This window comes from Microbacterium sp. NPDC056234 (genome assembly GCF_042267585.1).
In the GTDB taxonomy this organism is placed as follows: Bacteria; Actinomycetota; Actinomycetes; order Actinomycetales; family Microbacteriaceae; genus Microbacterium.
The window spans coordinates 439,827-457,733 of record NZ_JBHJTE010000003.1 but is presented as its reverse complement, the minus strand read 5'-3'; the positions used below and the strand labels follow the sequence as shown (position 1 = coordinate 457,733).

15 protein-coding genes and 1 tRNA gene are annotated in these 17,907 nt (G+C 68.0%); 11 read left to right on the top strand and 5 right to left on the bottom strand.

Translation table 11 applies throughout. From position 1 onward, the window contains the following. Positions 1 to 6: 6 nt before the first annotated feature. Positions 7 to 1,131, bottom strand: a complete 1,125-nt coding sequence (locus ACFCYE_RS11500; RefSeq protein ID WP_376178824.1) for a DUF4192 family protein — start codon at positions 1,129 to 1,131, stop codon at positions 7 to 9. Between the two features lie 143 nt (positions 1,132 to 1,274). On the opposite strand from ACFCYE_RS11500, the gene ACFCYE_RS11495 reads away from it, so the two are divergent. From ACFCYE_RS11495 to ACFCYE_RS11485, 3 genes are all read left to right on the top strand, one after another. Beyond that, a complete protein-coding gene (locus tag ACFCYE_RS11495; RefSeq protein WP_264155805.1) occupies positions 1,275 to 1,451 on the top strand; it encodes a hypothetical protein in 177 nt (58 codons plus the stop codon). Positions 1,452 to 1,533: 82 nt separating this feature from the next. After that, positions 1,534 to 2,988 carry a cardiolipin synthase gene (gene cls / locus ACFCYE_RS11490; protein WP_376178822.1) on the top strand — a complete coding sequence of 485 codons (1,455 nt, stop codon included), beginning with the start codon at positions 1,534 to 1,536 and terminating at the stop codon, positions 2,986 to 2,988. A gap of 19 nt (positions 2,989 to 3,007) precedes the next feature. After that, a complete protein-coding gene (locus tag ACFCYE_RS11485) occupies positions 3,008 to 3,739 on the top strand; it encodes a hypothetical protein (RefSeq protein ID WP_376178820.1) in 732 nt (243 codons plus the stop codon). A gap of 6 nt (positions 3,740 to 3,745) precedes the next feature. On the opposite strand, the gene ACFCYE_RS11480 is transcribed toward ACFCYE_RS11485, so the two are convergent. Beyond that, positions 3,746 to 4,744: a diacylglycerol/lipid kinase family protein gene (locus ACFCYE_RS11480; protein WP_376178818.1), complete on the bottom strand. Its 999-nt coding sequence runs from the start codon at positions 4,742 to 4,744 to the stop codon at positions 3,746 to 3,748. Between the two features lie 72 nt (positions 4,745 to 4,816). Here ACFCYE_RS11480 and serS point away from each other — a divergent pair, with 72 nt between their 5' ends. The 4 genes from serS to ACFCYE_RS11460 all read left to right on the top strand — a co-directional run bounded on the left by serS (position 4,817) and on the right by ACFCYE_RS11460 (position 8,392). Beyond that, positions 4,817 to 6,112, top strand: coding sequence for a serine--tRNA ligase (gene serS, locus ACFCYE_RS11475; RefSeq protein ID WP_376178816.1), 1,296 nt, complete (start codon positions 4,817 to 4,819; stop codon positions 6,110 to 6,112). Beyond that, complete coding sequence (locus tag ACFCYE_RS11470) at positions 6,109 to 6,948, top strand: HAD family hydrolase (protein WP_376178814.1); 840 nt, start codon at positions 6,109 to 6,111, stop codon at positions 6,946 to 6,948. The genes serS and ACFCYE_RS11470 overlap by 4 nt, the downstream gene beginning before the upstream one ends. Before the next feature lie 74 nt (positions 6,949 to 7,022). Beyond that, a tRNA-Ser gene (locus ACFCYE_RS11465) sits at positions 7,023 to 7,107 on the top strand. 22 nt (positions 7,108 to 7,129) lie between these two features. Further along, a complete protein-coding gene (locus ACFCYE_RS11460) occupies positions 7,130 to 8,392 on the top strand; it encodes an LCP family protein (RefSeq protein ID WP_376178812.1) in 1,263 nt (420 codons plus the stop codon). A gap of 72 nt (positions 8,393 to 8,464) precedes the next feature. Here the strand turns inward: ACFCYE_RS11460 and ACFCYE_RS11455 are convergent, their stop codons facing one another. Further along, positions 8,465 to 9,472, bottom strand: a complete 1,008-nt coding sequence (locus ACFCYE_RS11455; RefSeq protein WP_376178811.1) for a LacI family DNA-binding transcriptional regulator — start codon at positions 9,470 to 9,472, stop codon at positions 8,465 to 8,467. A 169-nt stretch (positions 9,473 to 9,641) separates the two neighbouring features. Between ACFCYE_RS11455 and ACFCYE_RS11450 the strand changes: the two genes are divergently transcribed. Genes ACFCYE_RS11450 through rhaS form a run of 4 tightly spaced genes read left to right on the top strand, consistent with a single transcriptional unit; the run spans position 9,642 to position 14,294 of the window. Then, positions 9,642 to 11,159: a sugar ABC transporter ATP-binding protein gene (locus ACFCYE_RS11450; RefSeq protein ID WP_376178810.1), complete on the top strand. Its 1,518-nt coding sequence runs from the start codon at positions 9,642 to 9,644 to the stop codon at positions 11,157 to 11,159. Further along, positions 11,156 to 12,181: an ABC transporter permease gene (locus tag ACFCYE_RS11445; protein ID WP_376178808.1), complete on the top strand. Its 1,026-nt coding sequence runs from the start codon at positions 11,156 to 11,158 to the stop codon at positions 12,179 to 12,181. The genes ACFCYE_RS11450 and ACFCYE_RS11445 overlap by 4 nt, the downstream gene beginning before the upstream one ends. Continuing rightward, positions 12,178 to 13,215, top strand: coding sequence for an ABC transporter permease (locus ACFCYE_RS11440; protein ID WP_376178806.1), 1,038 nt, complete (start codon positions 12,178 to 12,180; stop codon positions 13,213 to 13,215). Before ACFCYE_RS11445 ends, ACFCYE_RS11440 begins: the two co-directional genes overlap by 4 nt. 29 nt (positions 13,216 to 13,244) lie before the next feature. After that, on the top strand, positions 13,245 to 14,294 hold the full coding sequence (gene rhaS / locus ACFCYE_RS11435) for a rhamnose ABC transporter substrate-binding protein (RefSeq protein ID WP_376178804.1): 1,050 nt from the start codon (positions 13,245 to 13,247) through the stop codon (positions 14,292 to 14,294). Positions 14,295 to 14,389: 95 nt separating this feature from the next. Here rhaS and ACFCYE_RS11430 read toward each other — a convergent pair whose 3' ends face one another. After that, positions 14,390 to 15,799, bottom strand: coding sequence for a rhamnulokinase family protein (locus ACFCYE_RS11430; protein ID WP_376178802.1), 1,410 nt, complete (start codon positions 15,797 to 15,799; stop codon positions 14,390 to 14,392). Continuing rightward, on the bottom strand, positions 15,796 to 17,832 hold the full coding sequence (locus ACFCYE_RS11425; RefSeq protein WP_376178800.1) for a bifunctional aldolase/short-chain dehydrogenase: 2,037 nt from the start codon (positions 17,830 to 17,832) through the stop codon (positions 15,796 to 15,798). The genes ACFCYE_RS11430 and ACFCYE_RS11425 overlap by 4 nt, the downstream gene beginning before the upstream one ends. Positions 17,833 to 17,907 lie beyond the last annotated feature (75 nt).

Below are 17,907 nucleotides of genomic sequence, written 5' to 3'. Positions count from 1 at the left end.
GCGGCATCATGCCGCGTCGTCGACACGACGGTCGAACGCCCACTCCGGCAGCGGCCGAGTCCTGATGAGCTCGCTCAGAAGGTTCCCGAAGCTGTAGCCGGGGTCGATGTCGTGCACCGCCTCGAGGTACTTCTCGGAGTGCGACGGGCGTCCGATCGCCCAGGACAGCCACGCCGCCAGTGCGAGCGGACCGAGCCGTCGTCGGCGTGGTGCGAGGGCGGCCACTGCGCGCGCGGTGCGGAGCGCGGCGTGCAGCCTGGGGATATCAGGGCGCGGACCAGAGCCGACCATGACACGGCAGCTGTTCTCGGGCGGCAGCGTGCCGGCGCGGTGGTGCGTCAGCTGCGAGGCCAGTGCATCGTGCCCGTCGCGCAGGTCGCCGGCCCACTGCATGAGAGCGACGTCGCGATAGAGCGGCCGCTCCAGCAGCCAGATCAGCGCCGCGCAGATCTGGGGCGACGGATCATCCGGGAGGTTCACGGCGGCCTCGAACAGTGCCGGCACGTTCTCGATGAGCATCGCGGCGGCGAATGCTTCCGGGTTCGCGCGCTCCGCCTCGCTCTCCTGTCCCATGCGAGTGCGGCAGATCACCTGCTCCAGCGCGACCAGCGCCCGACCCACCTTCTCCGTCTTCATCAGGCCGTAGTTCGGCAGTGCGGTGCCGGCTGACTGATCACCGCGGATGTCGGACGCCTCCGGCGGACGCGCCGCGGACCGGATGGTGTCGAGCGGATGCAATCGGGGCTCCTCATCCAGGTAGCGAGCCCAGCCGTCCGGCATCACGCACAGTGCGTCGACGATGCCCAGCCGCTGTTCTTCTGCGGCCGCGATCACGGCATCGACGACCACGCCGTGGGGGAGGACGAGTCCGTCCCTCGTGGACTGGGCGGCCTCGTCGCAGTACACGACCAGCGCTATGGAGTCCGTGCGCTCGACGCGGCCGACCAGCGCCACGGCACGTTCGGCGAACCCATTCGGGTCGTCGTCCGGCAGATCCATGCGCAGAGCGCCGTAGGTCCGTCTGCCCTCGAACGGGGTGAGGACGATGCTCTGCGTCGGCGTGAAGCCGGCGAGAGCGGGGACGAGCCCGAGGAATTGGGCGGAGCCGTTGGCTTTCATCACTGTTGTCATCACGCGAGTGTGGCAACGCGCGGACGGCCCACAGGGGCGGAATCGTCGATTGTGGATGGATTTCCGCGGATTCGCAGTTGTGCAGGGCGAGTGGGCTGACTCCGGCACGGCACGCCCCCAGGCGAGCGGCGTACGATGGACCCATGGAGAGCATCTGGACCGCGGTCGCCTGGTCGATCCTTCCGACCCTCGCGGTGTGCGTGGTGTTCTTCTTCGTGCTGCGCGGCATCCTGCGCTTCGACCGCACCGAGCGCAAGGTCCACGCCCGCATCGAGGCCGAGGAGCGCGCGGCGCGCGGTCTGCCGCCGAAGGCGTCCTGACCGGGTCTTGTCCGGCCCACCCACTACGCTGAGTCCAGGACCGGCGTGAGGCGATGGTCCCGACATCACGGGGGTGACGCGCATGGATGCCTGGCCCTGGTGGGTGCTCACGGGTCTCGCCATCATCGACATCGCCATCCGCATCACGGCGATCATCGTCGTCCCGCGCAACCGCCGCCCCACGGCGGCGATGGCGTGGCTGCTGGCGATCTTCTTCATCCCCTTCTTCGGGGTCTTCCTGTTCCTGTTGATCGGGAATCCGCGTCTGCCGCGCGCCCGGCGCCGCAAGCAGCAGCAGATCAACGACTACATCGCCGAGACCAGCGAGCACCTCCATTTCGGCACGCTGCGCCCCGATGCCCCCGACTGGTTCGGCCCGCTCGTGCGCATGAACCAGCACATGGGGGCGATGCCGCTCTCGGGCGACAACGGCGCCCATCTGATCTCCGACTATCAGGAGTCGCTCGATGCGATGGCGGACGCCGTGCGATCGGCGACCGGCTACGTCCACGTCGAGTTCTACATCCTGCAGTCGGACGCGGCCACCGACAACTTCTTCCGCGCGCTCGAAGAGGTCGCCGCCCGTGGCGTCTCGGTCCGGGTGCTGCTGGATCACTGGGCCAATCGATACAAGCCTCGCTATCAGCACACCATCGACCGGCTGAATCGGATGGGCGCGGATTGGCATGTCATGCTGCCGGTCCGACCGCTCAAGGGGCACATGCAGCGCCCCGATCTGCGCAACCACCGCAAGCTCCTCGTCGTCGACGGCAGCGTGGCGTTCATGGGTTCGCAGAACATCACCGACTCCACCTACAACCTGCCCAAGAACATCAAGCGCGGACTGCACTGGGTCGACCTGATGGTCCGCCTCGACGGTCCGATCGTGGCGAGCGTCAACGCCATCTTCTTGAGTGACTGGTACAGCGAGACCGATCAGGTGCTCTCGGACATCGACATCGCCCACGCGACGCAGGGCACCGGAGACCTCGACTGCCAGGTCGTGCCCTCGGGTCCAGGGTTCGAGGTCGAGAACAACCTGCGCCTCTTCCTGAGCCTGCTGTACTCGGCCAAACGCAAGATCATGATCGTGAGCCCGTACTTCGTCCCTGATGAGGCGCTGCTGCTGGCCGTCACCGCGGCATCCGATCGCGGCGTGGCCGTCGAGCTGTTCGTCTCCGAAGAGGGCGACCAGGCGATGGTCTACCACGCGCAGCGCAGCTACTACGAGGCGCTGCTCCGAGGCGGAGTGCGGATCTGGATGTATCCGAAGCCCTACATCCTGCACACCAAGAGCCTCACGATCGACGACCAGGTCGCCGTGATCGGCTCGAGCAACATGGACATGCGCTCGTTCGGTCTGAACCTCGAGATCTCGCTGCTCGTCCGCGGGGAGGAGTTCGTGCGCGAGATGCGCGACGTCGAGGACGAATACCGTCGCCTCAGCCGCGAGTTGACCCTGGAGGAGTGGATGCAGCAACCGCTGCGTTCGACCGTGCTCGACAACCTCGCACGGCTGACCTCCGCACTGCAGTGATCACGGCTACTCTGGGGCAATGATCAGGATCTCCCGCGTCGTCATTCCGCTGGCCGGCCTCGTCGCGGTCGGGATGCTCGCCGTCGGCTGCGCCGGCACCCCAGCGGGCACGAGCCCGACCAGTTCGAGTGGACCGGAGCGGAGCTCGTCACCAGCGCCGGAGCCGGAGGACGGCTTCGAGGCGGCGTGGCTCGATGACGGGCGCATGTTCGCGGTGGTCAGTTGGGGCTCGTCGACGTGCATCCCGCAGGTCGAAGAGGCCACGGCGTCCGGTCAGCAGGTCACGGTCTCGCTCGTGGACGTCGATGCGGATGCCGTGTGCACCGCGGACTTCGCCCCGCGCGCGAGCGTCGGTGCCTTCCCCGAAGGGGTCGACCCGACCAAGGAGGTCGAGCTGATCGTGACGTACAAGGACGCCACCGACGACGTGGATCTGGATGGCGACCCCGCCTTCACCGGCATCCCCGGCACTTCGACCGAGTACACCCCCAGCGCGGGATGGTTCGACGACGAGAGCCTCGTGCTGCTGACATGGGGGTCGTCGTCCTGCCCGCCGATCGTCGAGTCGGTCGAAGGCAGCGGTGCCACCGGGACCGTCACGTTCGCGGCTGACGAGGAGAAGGCCTGCACGATGGATATGGCGCCGCGCGCCACGATCATCGCGTTCGAGGACGACCAGGTCGAGGACGACGGCTTCCAGCTCACGCTGGTCGGCGCGAACCTCGACGCCACGATCCCCGTCCGCGGATAACGACCGTCAGAGTGATTCGGTCGACACCGAATCGGGGATCGCGAGGGTCAGGGCGCCGGGATCCGCATGGCAATGCAGGCGGACGGCGGTACCGAACTCATCGCCGTCCAGCTCGATCGGCGTCGGGTGGGTGCCTGCGGCCTCGGCCGAGACCCCGCGCAGATACCGCACGGAAGCATCGCGTCCTCGGCGCTCGAGAACCAGACGACCGGCGCGGAAACGCCGCAGCACGGAGTTGTCCCACCAGATCTTGCGCCACACACCCAGCCAGCCGAACGGCCCCGACGGCTGGATGATCGCGACATCGAGCGTGCCATCGGTGATCGAGGCGCTGGGGATGAGGGAGATCCCCGCAGGGAGCATGCCGCAGTTCGCGAACAGCATGCTGTACACCTTGGTCGAGTGCAGTCGCGACTCGTCCAGCTGATACACGATGCGGAACGGCTTCGCCGCGGCCAGCGACCGTGCGGCGCCGTCCACGTACGCCACCCATCCGACGGACTTCTTCAGGTCGGGACGCGTGTTGGCGATCATGTCGGCATCCAGGCCCATCCCGGCGAGCACGACGAACGCGTGGGTCTCGGACGAGCCGTCCTCGCGAGTCAGCGTCGCCCAGCCGAGGTCGACGGGCAGGGTGCGGCCCGCGAGCGCAGCACGGACGATGGATGCCGGATCGGTCAGCGGCAGACCGAGGTTGCGGGCGAACAGGTTGCCGGTGCCGCTGGGCAGGATCCCGAGCGGCACATGGGTGTCGGCGATGGCCTCCGCCACGGCGCGGACAGTGCCGTCGCCGCCGGCGACCAGCACCGCCGACACTCCTTCGGCGAGTGCCTGGCGGGTCACGCCCTGTCCGGCATCCTCGATCGTGGTCGGAAGATACAGCGGAGGAGACCAGCCGGCCTCCTCGGCGATCGAGGCCACCAGCGACTTCAGCTGGGTCTCGTTCACCTTGATCGGGTTGTACACGAGGGCGACCCGGTGCATGGCGGCCGCGGTCGTCATCATGGCCATACTCTAAGGCCTCCGTCCGCTCGGCCCCCTCGCGGCGGCACCGGTGCCACGCCATAGACTTGACGAATGATCGACCTCGCACTTCTCCGCGACAACCCCGACGTCGTCCGCCGTTCGCAGATCGCACGCGGACACGATGCGTCCACCGTCGATGCAGCGATCGAGGCCGACCGATCGCGTCGTGCCGCGCTGACCTCCTTCGAGGAGCTGCGCGCGGAGCAGAACGCGTTCGGCAAGCAGGTCGCGAAGGCTCCCAAGGAGGAGAAGGCGGCGCTCGTCGCTCAGGTCAAGGAGCTCGCCGAGCGGGTCAAGCAGGCGCAGCAGGCTGCGAGCGAAGCGGCGGAGGCCGCGGCATCCGCTCTGGCTCGTATCGAGAACGTCGTGATCGACGGGGTCCCGGCCGGCGGCGAGCAGGATTTCGTCGAGCTGCGTCGTGTCGGTCAGGTGCCGACGTTCGATGCGGCCGAGTATCCGAACGGGCCGCGCGACCACCTCGAGATCGGTGAGATCCTCGGTGCGATCGACATGGAGCGCGGCGTGAAGGTCTCCGGCTCGCGCTTCTACTTCCTCCGAGGAGTGGGTGCCCGACTCGAGATCGCCCTCATGAACCTCGCCCTCGACAAGGCATTGCAGCACGGCTTCGTGCCACTCATCACGCCCACGCTCGTGCGCCCCGAGATCATGCAGGGCACCGGCTTCCTCGGCGAGCACGCCGACGAGGTCTACCACCTCGACAAGGACGACGACCTGTACCTCGTCGGCACCAGCGAGGTCGCGCTCGCCGGATACCACAAGGACGAGATCGTCGACCTGAACAAGGGGGCCCTGCGCTACGCCGGCTGGTCGACCTGCTACCGCCGTGAGGCCGGTTCGTATGGCAAGGACACCCGCGGCATCATCCGCGTGCACCAGTTCAACAAGCTCGAGATGTTCGTGTACACGACCCCGGAGGATGCCGAGGCCGAGCACCTGCGCCTCGTCGCGCTGCAGGAGGAGATGCTGACCGCCCTCGGGTTGTCGTACCGGGTGATCGATGTGGCGGCGGGAGACCTCGGCTCCAGCGCCGCGCGCAAGTACGACATCGAGGCGTGGGTGCCGACGCAGGATGCGTTCCGCGAACTGACCTCGACGTCGAACTGCACGAGCTTCCAGGCGCGACGGCTCGACGTCCGGTACCGCCCTGCGGTCGACGAGGGGCAGTCCAAGACGCAGCACGTCGCGACGCTGAACGGCACGCTCGCGACCACGCGCTGGATCGTCGCGATCCTCGAGACGCACCAGCAGCCGGACGGCTCGGTGATCGTGCCGGAGGTGCTGCGGCCGTACCTCGGCGGACTCGCCGTCCTGGAGCCGGAGGCGTGACCGCCGCCTCGACGGACCCGCGCTGGCTCGTCGCCCTCGACGTCGACGGCACCATCCTGCTGCCGGACGAATCGATGAGTCCCGGTGTGCCGGAGGCCGTCGGGCGCGTGCGCGATGCCGGTCACGTCGTCACGATCGCGACCGGTCGCAGCTGGATGGCGACCCACCGTTACGTCGACGCGCTCGAGATCACTCCCGAGTTCGTCGTGTGCTCGAACGGCGCGGTCACCATGCGCAGGGTCGACGGCGAGTGGACGCGCTGGCATGTCGAGACCTTCGATCCTCGGACCGTGCTCAACCTCCTCGGCGACCGCCTTCCTGAGGCGCGCTACATGGTCGAGCTGGCCTCCGGTCAGCGGCTGTACACGGCCCAGTTGGATGACTGGACGCTGGACGGCGGACGCCAGGTCTCGTTCGACGAACTGGGGGAGCACCCCGTCTCGCGCGTCGTCGTGGTCTCGCCGGGGCACGACGAGGAGGACTTCCATCGACTCGTGACCGAGGCCGGACTCAACGAGGTCTCCTATGCGATCGGCTGGACCGCCTGGCTCGACATCGCCCCTCAGGGCGTCGACAAGGGCACCACGCTCGCGCGGGTTCATGCCGAACTGGGTATGAACCCGGACCAGGTGCTCGTCGCCGGCGACGGACGAAACGACATCGGCATGTTCGGCTGGGCGCTGCGCGTCGGAGGGCGGGCGGTCGCGATGGGGCAGGCGCCGGACGAGGTCAAGGATGCCGGCGGCGAAGTCACCGAGGATGTCGCCGACGGCGGTCTGGCGCTCGCCCTGGACACGCTGCTTACAGGGTCTCCCCAGGTCATCGCGGGAGAATGAGGTCGGCGTGGCCGGCGTTCGCCCCGAACTCGGCTAGACTCGACGCCTGTTCGAGAAGGTGCATTCCTGCTCGAGGAGGGTTGTCCGAGCGGCCGATGGAGCTGGTCTTGAAAACCAGTGGGCAGAGATGTCTCGTGGGTTCGAATCCCACACCCTCCGCAGTATTCCCGAAAGGCCCCGAGTGAGCGATAAGACCCCCCGTCGTCGCACCGTCGCCCGTCATGGTCAGTTGCGCAGCCCGAGCGCGGTGTCTCAGATCATGAAGATCGTCGGCATCGCGATGGCTGTCGTGCTCGTCAGCGGAATCGGTGTCGCCGCCTACGTCGGTACGACGCTCTTCAGCAGCTTCTCCGCGAACGCCGTGGAACTCGAGGGCCACGAGTCGATTCCGCCGGACATCGCGGAGTTCGAGGGCGGCTTCAACCTGCTGCTCACCGGCGTCGACACCTGCGAGCCCGAGTACGCGCACTTCTTCGGCGAGCGCTGCGAGGGCGACGACGCCAACGGCACGCTCAACGACGTCAACCTGCTCCTGCACGTCTCCGACGAGCCTCGCCGGATCACCGCGGTGAGCTTCCCCCGCGACACGATGCTGCCGATCCCGTCGTGCACCGACGAGAACGGCAACGAGACCTCATCGATGAGCAAGCAGCAGCTCAACACCGCGTATTCCTACGGCGGTCTGAACTGCGTGGCGCAGACGATCACAGAGCTCACCGGACAGGAGATCCAGTTCGCCGCGTCCGTGACCTTCGGCGGCGTGATCGAGATCACGAACTCCGTCGGCGGGGTGGAGGTGTGTCTCGCGAACGGCATCAAGGACCGCCACACCGGCCTGGACCTGCCCGCCGGGACGCACACGGTCGAAGGGCTGCAGGCGCTGCAGTTCCTGCGCACCCGCCACGGCGTCGGCGACGGCAGCGATCTGGGGCGCATCGGCAATCAGCAGCAGTACATGTCGTCCCTCGCGCGCAAGCTCATCAGCTCCGAGGTCCTGGGCGATGTACCCACGATGCTCAAGCTCGCCGACACGGTGCTGAGCAACGTCACGCCGAGCACGTCGCTGCAGAACCCGATGATGCTCGCCCAGATCGCGCTCGCGGTGAAGAACGTGCCGTTCGAGGACATCGTCTTCCTGCAGTATCCGACCCTCGAGGACCCGAACAACGCGAACAGGGTCATTCCCGATCGCGACTCCGCTCAGCTCATGTGGGACGCGATCAACGCGAACCAGCAGCTGCAGGTGACGCATCAGAACACCGCGAACGACGGCGTCATCGTCGAGACACCAGAGCCCACCGAGCCCACCGAGCCCACGGAGCCCACGGATCCGGCCGTGACCGAGACCCCCGTGCCTTCCGAGACGGTGGCAGCCCTTCCCGATACGATCAGGGGAAACTCCGCCGCTCAGGCGACCTGCTCGAACGGCAACGTCCGGGAGTAGTCGGGCGCGGGGTCGTCGAGGGGCCCGACCCTGATCGGACCATCGGCAGGGTCCGCGACTGATCGCTCTCCCTCAGCCGGTGGTCGAGCGGCGCACCACCAGCTCGGGCGGGAACACGGTCTGACGAGGGATGCTGGTCGGATCGCCGGCCTCCTCCAGCACGATCCGCAGCGCCGTGCGCCCGATCATGCGGCTGGGCTGACGGATCGACGACAGCGGGACGGCCGCCGCAGCAGCGAACGGGATGTCGTCGAACCCGATCAGGGCGATCTCGTTCGGCACCAGCATCCGCCCGCCGGATACCAGTGACTGCAGCAGACCCAGTGCGACGAGGTCGTTGGCGGCGAACAGCGCGTCCGGCCACTCGCGTCGGGGACGCTGGAGCAAACGCGCTCCGGCAGCGGCTCCCTCTTCGACGGTCATGGCCGACGTGGCGATCACCTCGAGATCGACGCGCACCGCGGCGTTCTCGGCTGCGGCCCTCGCCCCTGCGAGCCGGTCGGTGACCTGCCGCATGTCGAACGGCCCGCCGACGAACGCGATCCGGCGTCGACCGGCTTCGATCAGGTGGTCGATCGCGAGGCGCCCACCGGACACGCTGTCCACCGACACCGAGGAGAATCCGCTGTCCGCGCTGAAGCGGTCGACCAGCACCGTCGCGATGCCGCTGGATCGGAATCGGCGCAGCTGCGTCATCACATCGCCGTATGGGGCGATGAGCAACCCGCGGACCTGCTGCTCGCGAAACAGGTCGAGGTAGACCTTCTCGCGAGACGGGTCCTCGTCCGTGTTGCCGTAGAGGATCGCGATGCCGTGACTCGACGCTTCGTCCTCCGCACCGCGGACCACGTCGCTGTAGAACGGGTTCTGGCCGTCGAGTACGACGAAGCCGACCGTCGTGCTGACCCCGGCCCGCAGTTTTCTGGCGGCGTCGTTGCGCACATAGCCGAGTTCCTCGATCGCGCGGGTGACGCGCTCGACGGAGTCGGCTGAGACCTCGTCCGGACGATTCAGGACGTTCGACACCGTGCCGACCGAGACTCCGGCGCGCAACGCGACATCGCGGATGCTGATCGGCACCTGGTCTCCTCTCGCCATCGGGTGGGTCACAGTTCGGTCGCGAGGGTGTTGTTCGTCGACCGGTCTCACATACACTAGCTGAAACGCACCTGAATCGATTCATGTAGGTTCATCCCATACGAACCATGCGACGGTACGACCGTTCGACCTCGAAGGAGAGGACACCCCAGTGGCCGCAGAAGTCCCACCCGGCGCCGCGCTCGAGCTGCATCGCGTCGTCAAGTCCTTCGGTCCGGTGATCGCGCTCCGCTCCGGCAGCCTCACGCTGCATCCGCACTCGATCCACGCGCTGATCGGCGAGAACGGGGCGGGCAAGTCCACTCTCGTGAAGATCATGGCAGGGCTCTACCGTCGAGACTCCGGCGACTTCCGCCTGCACGGCGAGCCGGTCGACTTCACGAGCACGGCGCAGTCGAAGGCCGCAGGCATCGCGGTGATCTACCAGGAGCCGACGCTCTTCCCCGATCTGTCGGTCACCGAGAACATCTTCATGGGCCGCCAGCCCGTGAACCGCTTCGGCCGCATCGATCGCAGGGCCATGCGCACCGAGGTCGAGCAGATCTTCCGACGGCTCGGCGTCACGCTCGATCCGGACCGCATCACCGACGGGCTGTCCATCGCCGACCAGCAGATCCTCGAGATCGCGAAGGCGATCTCACTGGATGCCAGCGTGCTCATCATGGATGAGCCGACAGCCGCCCTGAGCGGCGTCGAGGTGGAGCGGCTGTTCGCCGTCGCGCGGAGCCTGCGCGACGAGGGGCGGGCCGTTCTGTTCATCTCGCATCGCTTCGACGAGGTCTTCGCTCTGTGCGACACCGTCACCGTCATGCGCGACGGCGCCTACGTCGCGACCACTCCGATCGTCGAGACCACTGTGGACGAACTGGTCCGTCAGATGGTCGGCCGTGACATCACCGAGCTCTTCCCGAAGCAGGACGCCGTCGTCGGCGATCCGCTGCTCGAGGTCGAGGGCCTCACGAGCCCCGGCATCTTCCACGACATCTCCTTCACGGTGCGCTCGGGCGAGATCGTCGCCCTCGCCGGACTGGTCGGCGCAGGACGCAGCGAGGTGGCCAGGGCCGTCTTCGGCGTCGACGCCTACCGGGAGGGGCGTGTTCGGATGCTGGGCAAGACGGTGCCTCATCGCAACCCGACCGAGGCGATGAGAGCGGGGCTCGCCCTCGTTCCGGAGGACCGCCGCAGGCAGGGCCTCGTGATCGACTCCGCGGTCGGCGGCAACATCACGCTCGCGATCCGGCGCCGCCTCGCGAAGTGGGGTCTCATCACCACGGGGATGGAGAATCGGGCCGCTCGGGAATGGGCATCCAGGCTCGAGGTCAAGACGCATGCCCTCGACACCGTGGCGGCGACCCTGTCCGGCGGCAACCAGCAGAAGGTGGTCCTCGCCAAATGGCTGGCCACCGACCCGAAGGTTCTCATCATCGACGAACCGACGCGCGGCATCGATGTCGGCACGAAGTCCGAGGTGCACCGGCTGCTCTCTCAGCTGGCGGGAGAGGGCAGGGGGATCCTCATGATCTCGTCCGAGCTCCCCGAGGTCCTCGGAATGGCCGACCGCGTCCTCGTGATGCGGGAGGGCCGCATCACCGCGGAGATCGACCGGATCGACGCCACCAGCGAGAACGTCATGTTCGCCGCCACCCACTCCTCGGAGCTGAACTCGTGACCACCATCACCCCCGCACCCGCCTTCGCCGTGCGAAAGAGCTTCGGCGGCGTCGGCCGCGCGCGCGAACTCGGCATCCTGGCCGCGCTCGTGCTCGTCGTCGCCGCGGCGACCGTCAAGAACCCGAACTTCCTGTTCTCCAGCGACGGCTGGCGCGACCTGCTGCTGACGCCGTCGATCCTCGTGCTGGTCGCGGTCGGCCAGACGATCGTCATCATCACGCGCAACGTCGACCTGTCGGTCGGATCGGTGATGGGGCTGACCGCGTATCTCACCGGGCGTCTGTTCATCGACATCCCCGGTATTCCGATCATCCTCGTAGTCATCGCGGCGGTCGTGTTCGGCGGACTGCTCGGGCTCATCAATGGAGCGCTGGTCGCCTTCGCGAAGGTGCCGGCGATGGTGATCACGCTCGGCACGCTGTACGCCTACCGCGGCATCAACGTGCTGTGGACCGGCAGCGACCGGGTGAATCCTTCGGACATGCCGAAGGAGTTCCTCGCTCTCGGCACCCAGCAGATCCTGACCATCCCGGTGCTCACGATCGTCGCCGTCGTCGTGCTGGCCGCGGCGGCCTGGTACATGCGCAACACCCGCGGCGGGCGGGAGTACTACGCGATCGGATCCGACCCGGCGGCCGCCGAGCTGTACGGTCTCCGGGTCACGCGGCGCGTGCTCACGGCGTTCATCCTGTCCGGTGCGCTCGCCGGCCTCGCCGGCGTGTTCTACGCGGCCCGTTACGGCTCCATCAGCTCGCAGGCCGGCTCAGGGTGGGAACTGGATGCCGTGGGCGCCGCCGTGATCGGCGGCATCGCGATCACAGGCGGCGTCGGGTCGGTCTGGGGCGCGGCCATCGGCGCCATGCTCCTCATGACCATCAACAGGGCGCTGCCGATCCTCGGCATCCCGGACTTCTGGCAGCGCGCCGTCGTCGGCGTGCTCATCATCGGAGCGATCGTGCTGGACCGCGTGCTCGCCGTCAGACAGAAACGCCGGCTCATCGAGGCGAGGGACGAATCATGACCGCCACCACGACGACGACGCGCGTCATCCGCGACCACGAGCGGCCGCTGTGGCGGCGCGTGCTGGTCACTCGAGAGTTCGCGATCATCGGGCTGCTCGCCCTCGTGATCATCGTCGCCTCGGCGACCATCCGCGGCTTCGGTCAGCCGATCACCTACAACTACCTGCTGCTGGATGTCGCACCGATCCTGCTCATCGCGCTGCCGATGGCGCTCGTGATGGTCACCGGCGAGATCGACCTGTCGGTCGGCTCGATGGTGGGCCTGGCCAGCGTCGTCACCGGCGTGCTGACCCAGGCCGGTGCGCCGTTCGGCGTCGCCGCGCTCGCCGCACTCGCGGTGGGCCTGGTCGGCGGGGCGTTCAACGGGTTCCTCGTCACGGTGGTGGGGCTTCCGTCGCTCGCCGTCACGATCGGAACGCTCGCGCTGTTCCGGGGGCTCGCGGTCGGTCTTCTCGGTACGACGGCAGTGACCGACTTCCCCGAACTGTGGACCGACCTCGCCAAGGCGAAGATCGCCGGCACCACGATCCCGTACATCGTCGTGCCGTTCCTGATCCTGCTGGTGCTGTTCGTCGTGCTGCTGCACTTCACGCCCTTCGGGCGCGGTATCTACGCGATCGGTCTGTCGAAGGACGCCGCGCGCTTCTCGGGCGTGCACGTGGAGCGGACGAAGTTCATCCTCTTCATGCTCGCCGGCCTGGTGGCCGCGTTCGCTGGCATCTTCTACACGTTGCGATTCGGCAGCGCGCGCGGCGACAACGCGACGGGGCTCGAACTCCAGGTCATCGCGGCGGTCGTGCTCGGTGGCGTGTCGGTGTTCGGCGGTCGGGGACACCTGCACGGGGTCGTCGCAGCGGTGCTGCTGATCGGGGTGCTCTCCAGCGCTCTGCGGCTGGCGGGCGTGACCAGCGATGTCATCAACATCATCACGGGCGGTCTGCTGATCTTCTCGGTGGTCGCCGCCAGCATCCTGTCCTGGGCCGAGCGCGTGCGCGCGAGGGGCGGGCCATCCCGGTTCGCAGCCACGTCCTGAAATCACCCACACAACAGTTAGGAAGAACAATGAAGTTTTCACGCAAGCGAGCCTCGGCGCTCGCCGCCGCGGCTGTCGCCGCAGCACTGGTGCTCACCGGCTGCGCCGACACCGGAGGCGGTTCCGGTTCCGAAGGCGACGGCGGCGGAGCCGGTGGAGGGTCCGACAACCTGACCATCACGTTCCTGCCGAAGAACCTCGGAAACCCGTACTTCGACACCTCGAGCACGGGGGGCAAGGCGGCCGTGGAAGAGCTCGGCGGCACGTTCGCCGAGGTCGGCCCTGCCGAAGCGACGCCCGACGCGCAGGTCAGCTACATCAACACCGCGACCCAGCAGGGCGTCGGCGCACTCGTCGTCTCGGCGAACGACCCGCAGGCGATCTGCGATGCCCTCAACGAGGCGAGGGATGCCGGAGTCAAGGTCGTGACCTTCGACTCGGACACCAACCCGGACTGCCGCGACCTGTTCATCAACCAGGCCGACGCCGAGGGCATCGCCAAGGTGCAGGTCGACCTGATCGCCGAGCAGATCGGCGGTGCGGGCGAGATCGCGATCCTGTCGGCATCCGCCAACGCGACCAACCAGAACGCCTGGATCGAGATGATGGAGGAGTACCTCGCCAGCGACTACCCCGACATCACGCTCGTCGAGACGGTCTACGGCGACGACGACGACCAGACCTCGTTCGACAAGACGGCAGCGCTGCTGCAGACGCACCCGGAGCTGAAGGGCATCGTCTCGCCCACCACGGTCGGCATCGCAGCGGCCGCGCGCTACCTGTCCACCTCGGACTACAAGGGCAAGGTCGCGCTGACCGGCCTCGGCACACCCAACCAGATGCGCGACTACGTCGAGGACGGCACCGTCACCGCGTTCGCGCTGTGGAACCCCGAGGACCTGGGCTACCTGTCGGCGTACGCGGCGGCGGCTCTCATCCAGGGCGACATCGCCGGCGAAGAAGGCGACACCTTCGAGGCGGGCGAGCTCGGCGAGTACGAGGTCGGAGCCGACGGCGTCGTTCTGCTGGGCGACCCGTTCGTGTTCGACGCAGACAACATCGGCGACTTCGACTTCTGAGTCGCGGCACGATCTTCGCAGAACACCACGAACCTCGCAGAGAATCCCAGGATTCCTGCGAGGTTCGTGCGTTCGTGAGCGATGCGTGCTGGCAGTCAGCGCGGATCGAACCGCGTCGGCTGATGCGTCAGAGCCACGAGTGCGCGCAGCTCCTCCAGCGTCGCCGGAGCGGCACCGAGCGCCCGCGCCTGCACCAGCACGTTGCCCAGCGCGGTCGCCTCGACCGGGCCGGCGAGCACGGGCAGCCCAGAGCGATCAGCGGTCGCCTGACACAGCAGCCGGTTCAGCGACCCGCCGCCCACGAGGTGGATGGCGTCGAGCTCCCGACCGGAGAGATCACCAGCCGTCCGTACAGCCTCCGCGAAGGCCTGCGCGATCGATTCGATGATGCTGCGTGCGAAGGCCGCGCGGCCTTCCGGCACCCGGGTGCCGGAGGAGGCCAGCACCGCCGCGATACGCGCGGGCATGTCGCCGGGGGCGCTCAGTGCCGGGTCGTTCGCATCGAACAGCGGGATGTCACCCGTGACGGCGCCCGCGGCATCCAGCAGGTCTGGCAGACCGATCGGCGCACCGTCCTCGGCTTCCCAGGCCCGAACGGTCTCGCTCAGCAGCCAGAGACCGGTGACGTTGTGCAGGAACCGGAACCGGCCATCCACACCCCGCTCGTGGGTGAAGTTCGCATCGCGCGCGGCATCCGTCAGCACGGGCTCTGCGAGCTCGACGCCCACCAGACCCCACGTGCCGCAGGAGATGTACGCCGAGTCGGCCGTCGACAGTGGAACGGCGACGACGGCGGACGCCGTGTCGTGCGAGCCGACCGCGACGACGGGCAGGTCCTTGCCGATGCGCTCGGCGAGTTCCGGCCGCAGCGTCCCGATCGCGGTGCCGGGGTCGACGAGCGGAGGCAGGATGCCGGACGGGATGCCGAGACGTCCCGCCAGCTCCAGGTCCCACTCCGACGACTCGACGCCCAGCAACCCGGTCGTCGACGCGTTCGTGCGCTCGGCCACGCGCGCGCCGGTCAACAGGTATGCGAGGAGGTCGGGGATGAGGAGCGCGACATCGGCGTTCGCGAGTCGGCCGTCCACGCGGTACTGGTAGAGCGTGTTGAACGGCAGGAACTGCAGACCGTTGCGCTGGTACAGCTCGGCGAAGCGTGCGATCGCGTGCACCTCGGACACACCGCGCTCGGTGCGGTCGTCGCGGTAGTGGAACGGCTCGGCGAGCAGTTCTCCTTGGCGGATCAGCCCGTAGTCGACGGCCCACGAGTCGATGCCGATGCTCTCGACAGACGGGTCGCGTCGTACGGCCTCGGCCAGGCCATCGACGACGTGGCCGTACAGGGCCTCGAAGTCCCAGTGCAGGCCGTCCTCGCGCTCGACCGGGCCGTTCGGGAAACGGGAGACGAGCTCGAGCTCGAGCACGTCGCCCGAGACCCGTCCGATCACGACGCGTCCGGACGTCGCTCCCAGATCGACCGCGGCGACCGAGCGGACCTCGCTCATCGCAGGAACGCGGCCGCGACGCCGGAGTCGACCGGGATGTGCAGCCCTGTGGTGCGGCTCAGCTCGGGACCGGTCAGCACGAACACGGCGTCGGCGACGTTCTCGGGGACGACCTCGCGCTTGAGGATCGTGCGGTTCGCATAGAACTGGCCCAGGTCCTCCTCCGCCACGCCGTAGGTCGCGGCACGATTCGCGCCCCAGCCGGAGGCGAAGATGCCGGAGCCGCGCACGACGCCGTCGGGGTTGATGCCGTTGACGCGGATGCCGAATTCGCCCAGCTCGACCGCGAGCAGCCGCACCTGGTGCGCCTGATCGGCCTTCGTCGCGGAGTACGCGATGTTGTTCGGGCCGGCGAAGACGGAGTTCTTCGACGAAATGTAGATGATGTCGCCGCCGAGCTTCTGCTCGATCAGGACCTTCGCCGCCGCCTTCGAGACCAGGAACGAGCCCTTGGCCATGACGTCGTGCTGCAGATCCCAGTCCTTCTCTGTGGTCTCCAGCAGGGGGCGCGACAGGGACAGGCCGGCGTTGTTGACGACGAGGTCGACGCCGCCGAAGGCCAGCACGGCCTCGTTCAGCGCGGCCTGTACGGCATCGGCATCCGCGACGTTGGCGGCGACGCCGATCGCGACGTCCGTGCTGCCGAGCTCGGCAGCTGCGGCCCGCGCCTTCTCGAGGTCCAGGTCGGCGACGACGACGCAGGCGCCCTCGGCCGCGAGGCGAGTGGCGATGGCCTTGCCGATACCGGATGCCGCGCCGGTGACGAACGCGATGCGGCCCTGGTGCGACTTCGGCTTCGGCATCCGCTGGAGCTTGGCCTCCTCGAGGGCCCAGTACTCGATGCGGAACTTCTCGGCGTCCGAGATGGGGGAGTAGGTCGACAGCGCCTCGGCGCCGCGCATGACATTGATCGCGTTGACGTAGAACTCGCCGGCGACGCGAGCGGTCTGCTTGTTGGCGCCGTATGAGAACATGCCGACGCCGGGGATCAAGGCGATGAGCGGGTCGGCGCCGCGGATCGCGGGCGACTCCGCCGTCGCGTGCGCGTCGTAGTACGCCTGGTAGTCGGCGCGGTACTCCTCGTGCAGCTCGTGCAATCGGGCGATCTGGTCCTCGAGGGATGCCGTCGCTGGGAGGTCGAGGATCAGCGGCTTGACCTTCGTGCGCAGGAAGTGGTCGGGGCAGCTCGTGCCGAGCGCTGCGAGCTCGGGTGCGCGCTCGGACGCGAGGAAGTCGAGCACGACGTCGGAATCCGTGAAGTGGCCGACCATGGGCTTGTCGTGCGAGGCGATGCCGCGGATCGTGGCGGCCAACGATGCCGCGCGTTCGCGTCGCTCGGCATCCGGCAGTGCCTCGAAGCCGGCGCGTACGGGGCCGAAGGGCTCCGCCTTGCCGTGCTCGGCGATGTAGGCCGCCGCGGTGTCGATGATCCACAGCGAGTTGGCCTCGGACTCTTCGGACGTGTCGCCCCAGGCGGTGATGCCGTGGCCGCCGAGGATGCAGCCGATCGCCTGCGGGTTCGCCGTCTTGATCTCGGCGATGTCGAGGCCGAGCTGGAAGCCGGGGCGGCGCCACGGCACCCACACGACCTTGTCGCCGAAGATGGTCGCGGTCAGCTCTTCGCCGTCCGCCGCCGTGGCGATCGCGATGCCGCTGTCGGGGTGCAGGTGGTCGACGTGCGCCGCGTCGACGAGACCGTGCATCGCGGTGTCGATCGACGGAGCGGCGCCGCCCTTGCCGTGCAGGCAGTAGTCGAACGCGGCGACCATCTCGTCCTCGCGGTCAAGACCCGGGTACACGTCGACGAGCGCGCGCATGCGGTCCAGACGCAGCACCGCGAGGCCGGACTCCTTCAGCGTGCCCAGGTCGCCGCCGGAGCCCTTGACCCACAGCAGCTCGACGGGCTGGCCGGTCACCGGATCGGTCTCGGTGCCCTTCGCGGAGGTGTTGCCGCCCGCGTAATTGGTGTTCTTCGGGTCGGCGCCGAGGCGGTTCGACCGTGCGATGAGTGCGGCGGCGGTGGATTCAGACATGCGTGGTGGGCTCCCGTCCAATGTTTCTTCTTGTCCAGTATGACAAGAAATAACATCACGTCAAGTGCGCGACTC

What these genes read in the sequence shown, in the direction of transcription:
- ACFCYE_RS11500 (WP_376178824.1), bottom strand. Translation starts at nt 1,131, where the DNA reads ATGACAACAGTGATGAAAGCCAACGGCTCCGCCCAATTCCTCGGGCTC.
- ACFCYE_RS11495 (WP_264155805.1), top strand. Translation starts at nt 1,275, where the DNA reads ATGGAGAGCATCTGGACCGCGGTCGCCTGGTCGATCCTTCCGACCCTC.
- cls (WP_376178822.1), top strand. Translation starts at nt 1,534, where the DNA reads ATGGATGCCTGGCCCTGGTGGGTGCTCACGGGTCTCGCCATCATCGAC.
- ACFCYE_RS11485 (WP_376178820.1), top strand. Translation starts at nt 3,008, where the DNA reads ATGATCAGGATCTCCCGCGTCGTCATTCCGCTGGCCGGCCTCGTCGCG.
- ACFCYE_RS11480 (WP_376178818.1), bottom strand. Translation starts at nt 4,744, where the DNA reads ATGATGACGACCGCGGCCGCCATGCACCGGGTCGCCCTCGTGTACAAC.
- serS (WP_376178816.1), top strand. Translation starts at nt 4,817, where the DNA reads ATGATCGACCTCGCACTTCTCCGCGACAACCCCGACGTCGTCCGCCGT.
- ACFCYE_RS11440 (WP_376178806.1), top strand. Translation starts at nt 12,178, where the DNA reads ATGACCGCCACCACGACGACGACGCGCGTCATCCGCGACCACGAGCGG.
- rhaS (WP_376178804.1), top strand. Translation starts at nt 13,245, where the DNA reads ATGAAGTTTTCACGCAAGCGAGCCTCGGCGCTCGCCGCCGCGGCTGTC.
- ACFCYE_RS11430 (WP_376178802.1), bottom strand. Translation starts at nt 15,799, where the DNA reads ATGAGCGAGGTCCGCTCGGTCGCCGCGGTCGATCTGGGAGCGACGTCC.
- ACFCYE_RS11425 (WP_376178800.1), bottom strand. Translation starts at nt 17,832, where the DNA reads ATGTCTGAATCCACCGCCGCCGCACTCATCGCACGGTCGAACCGCCTC.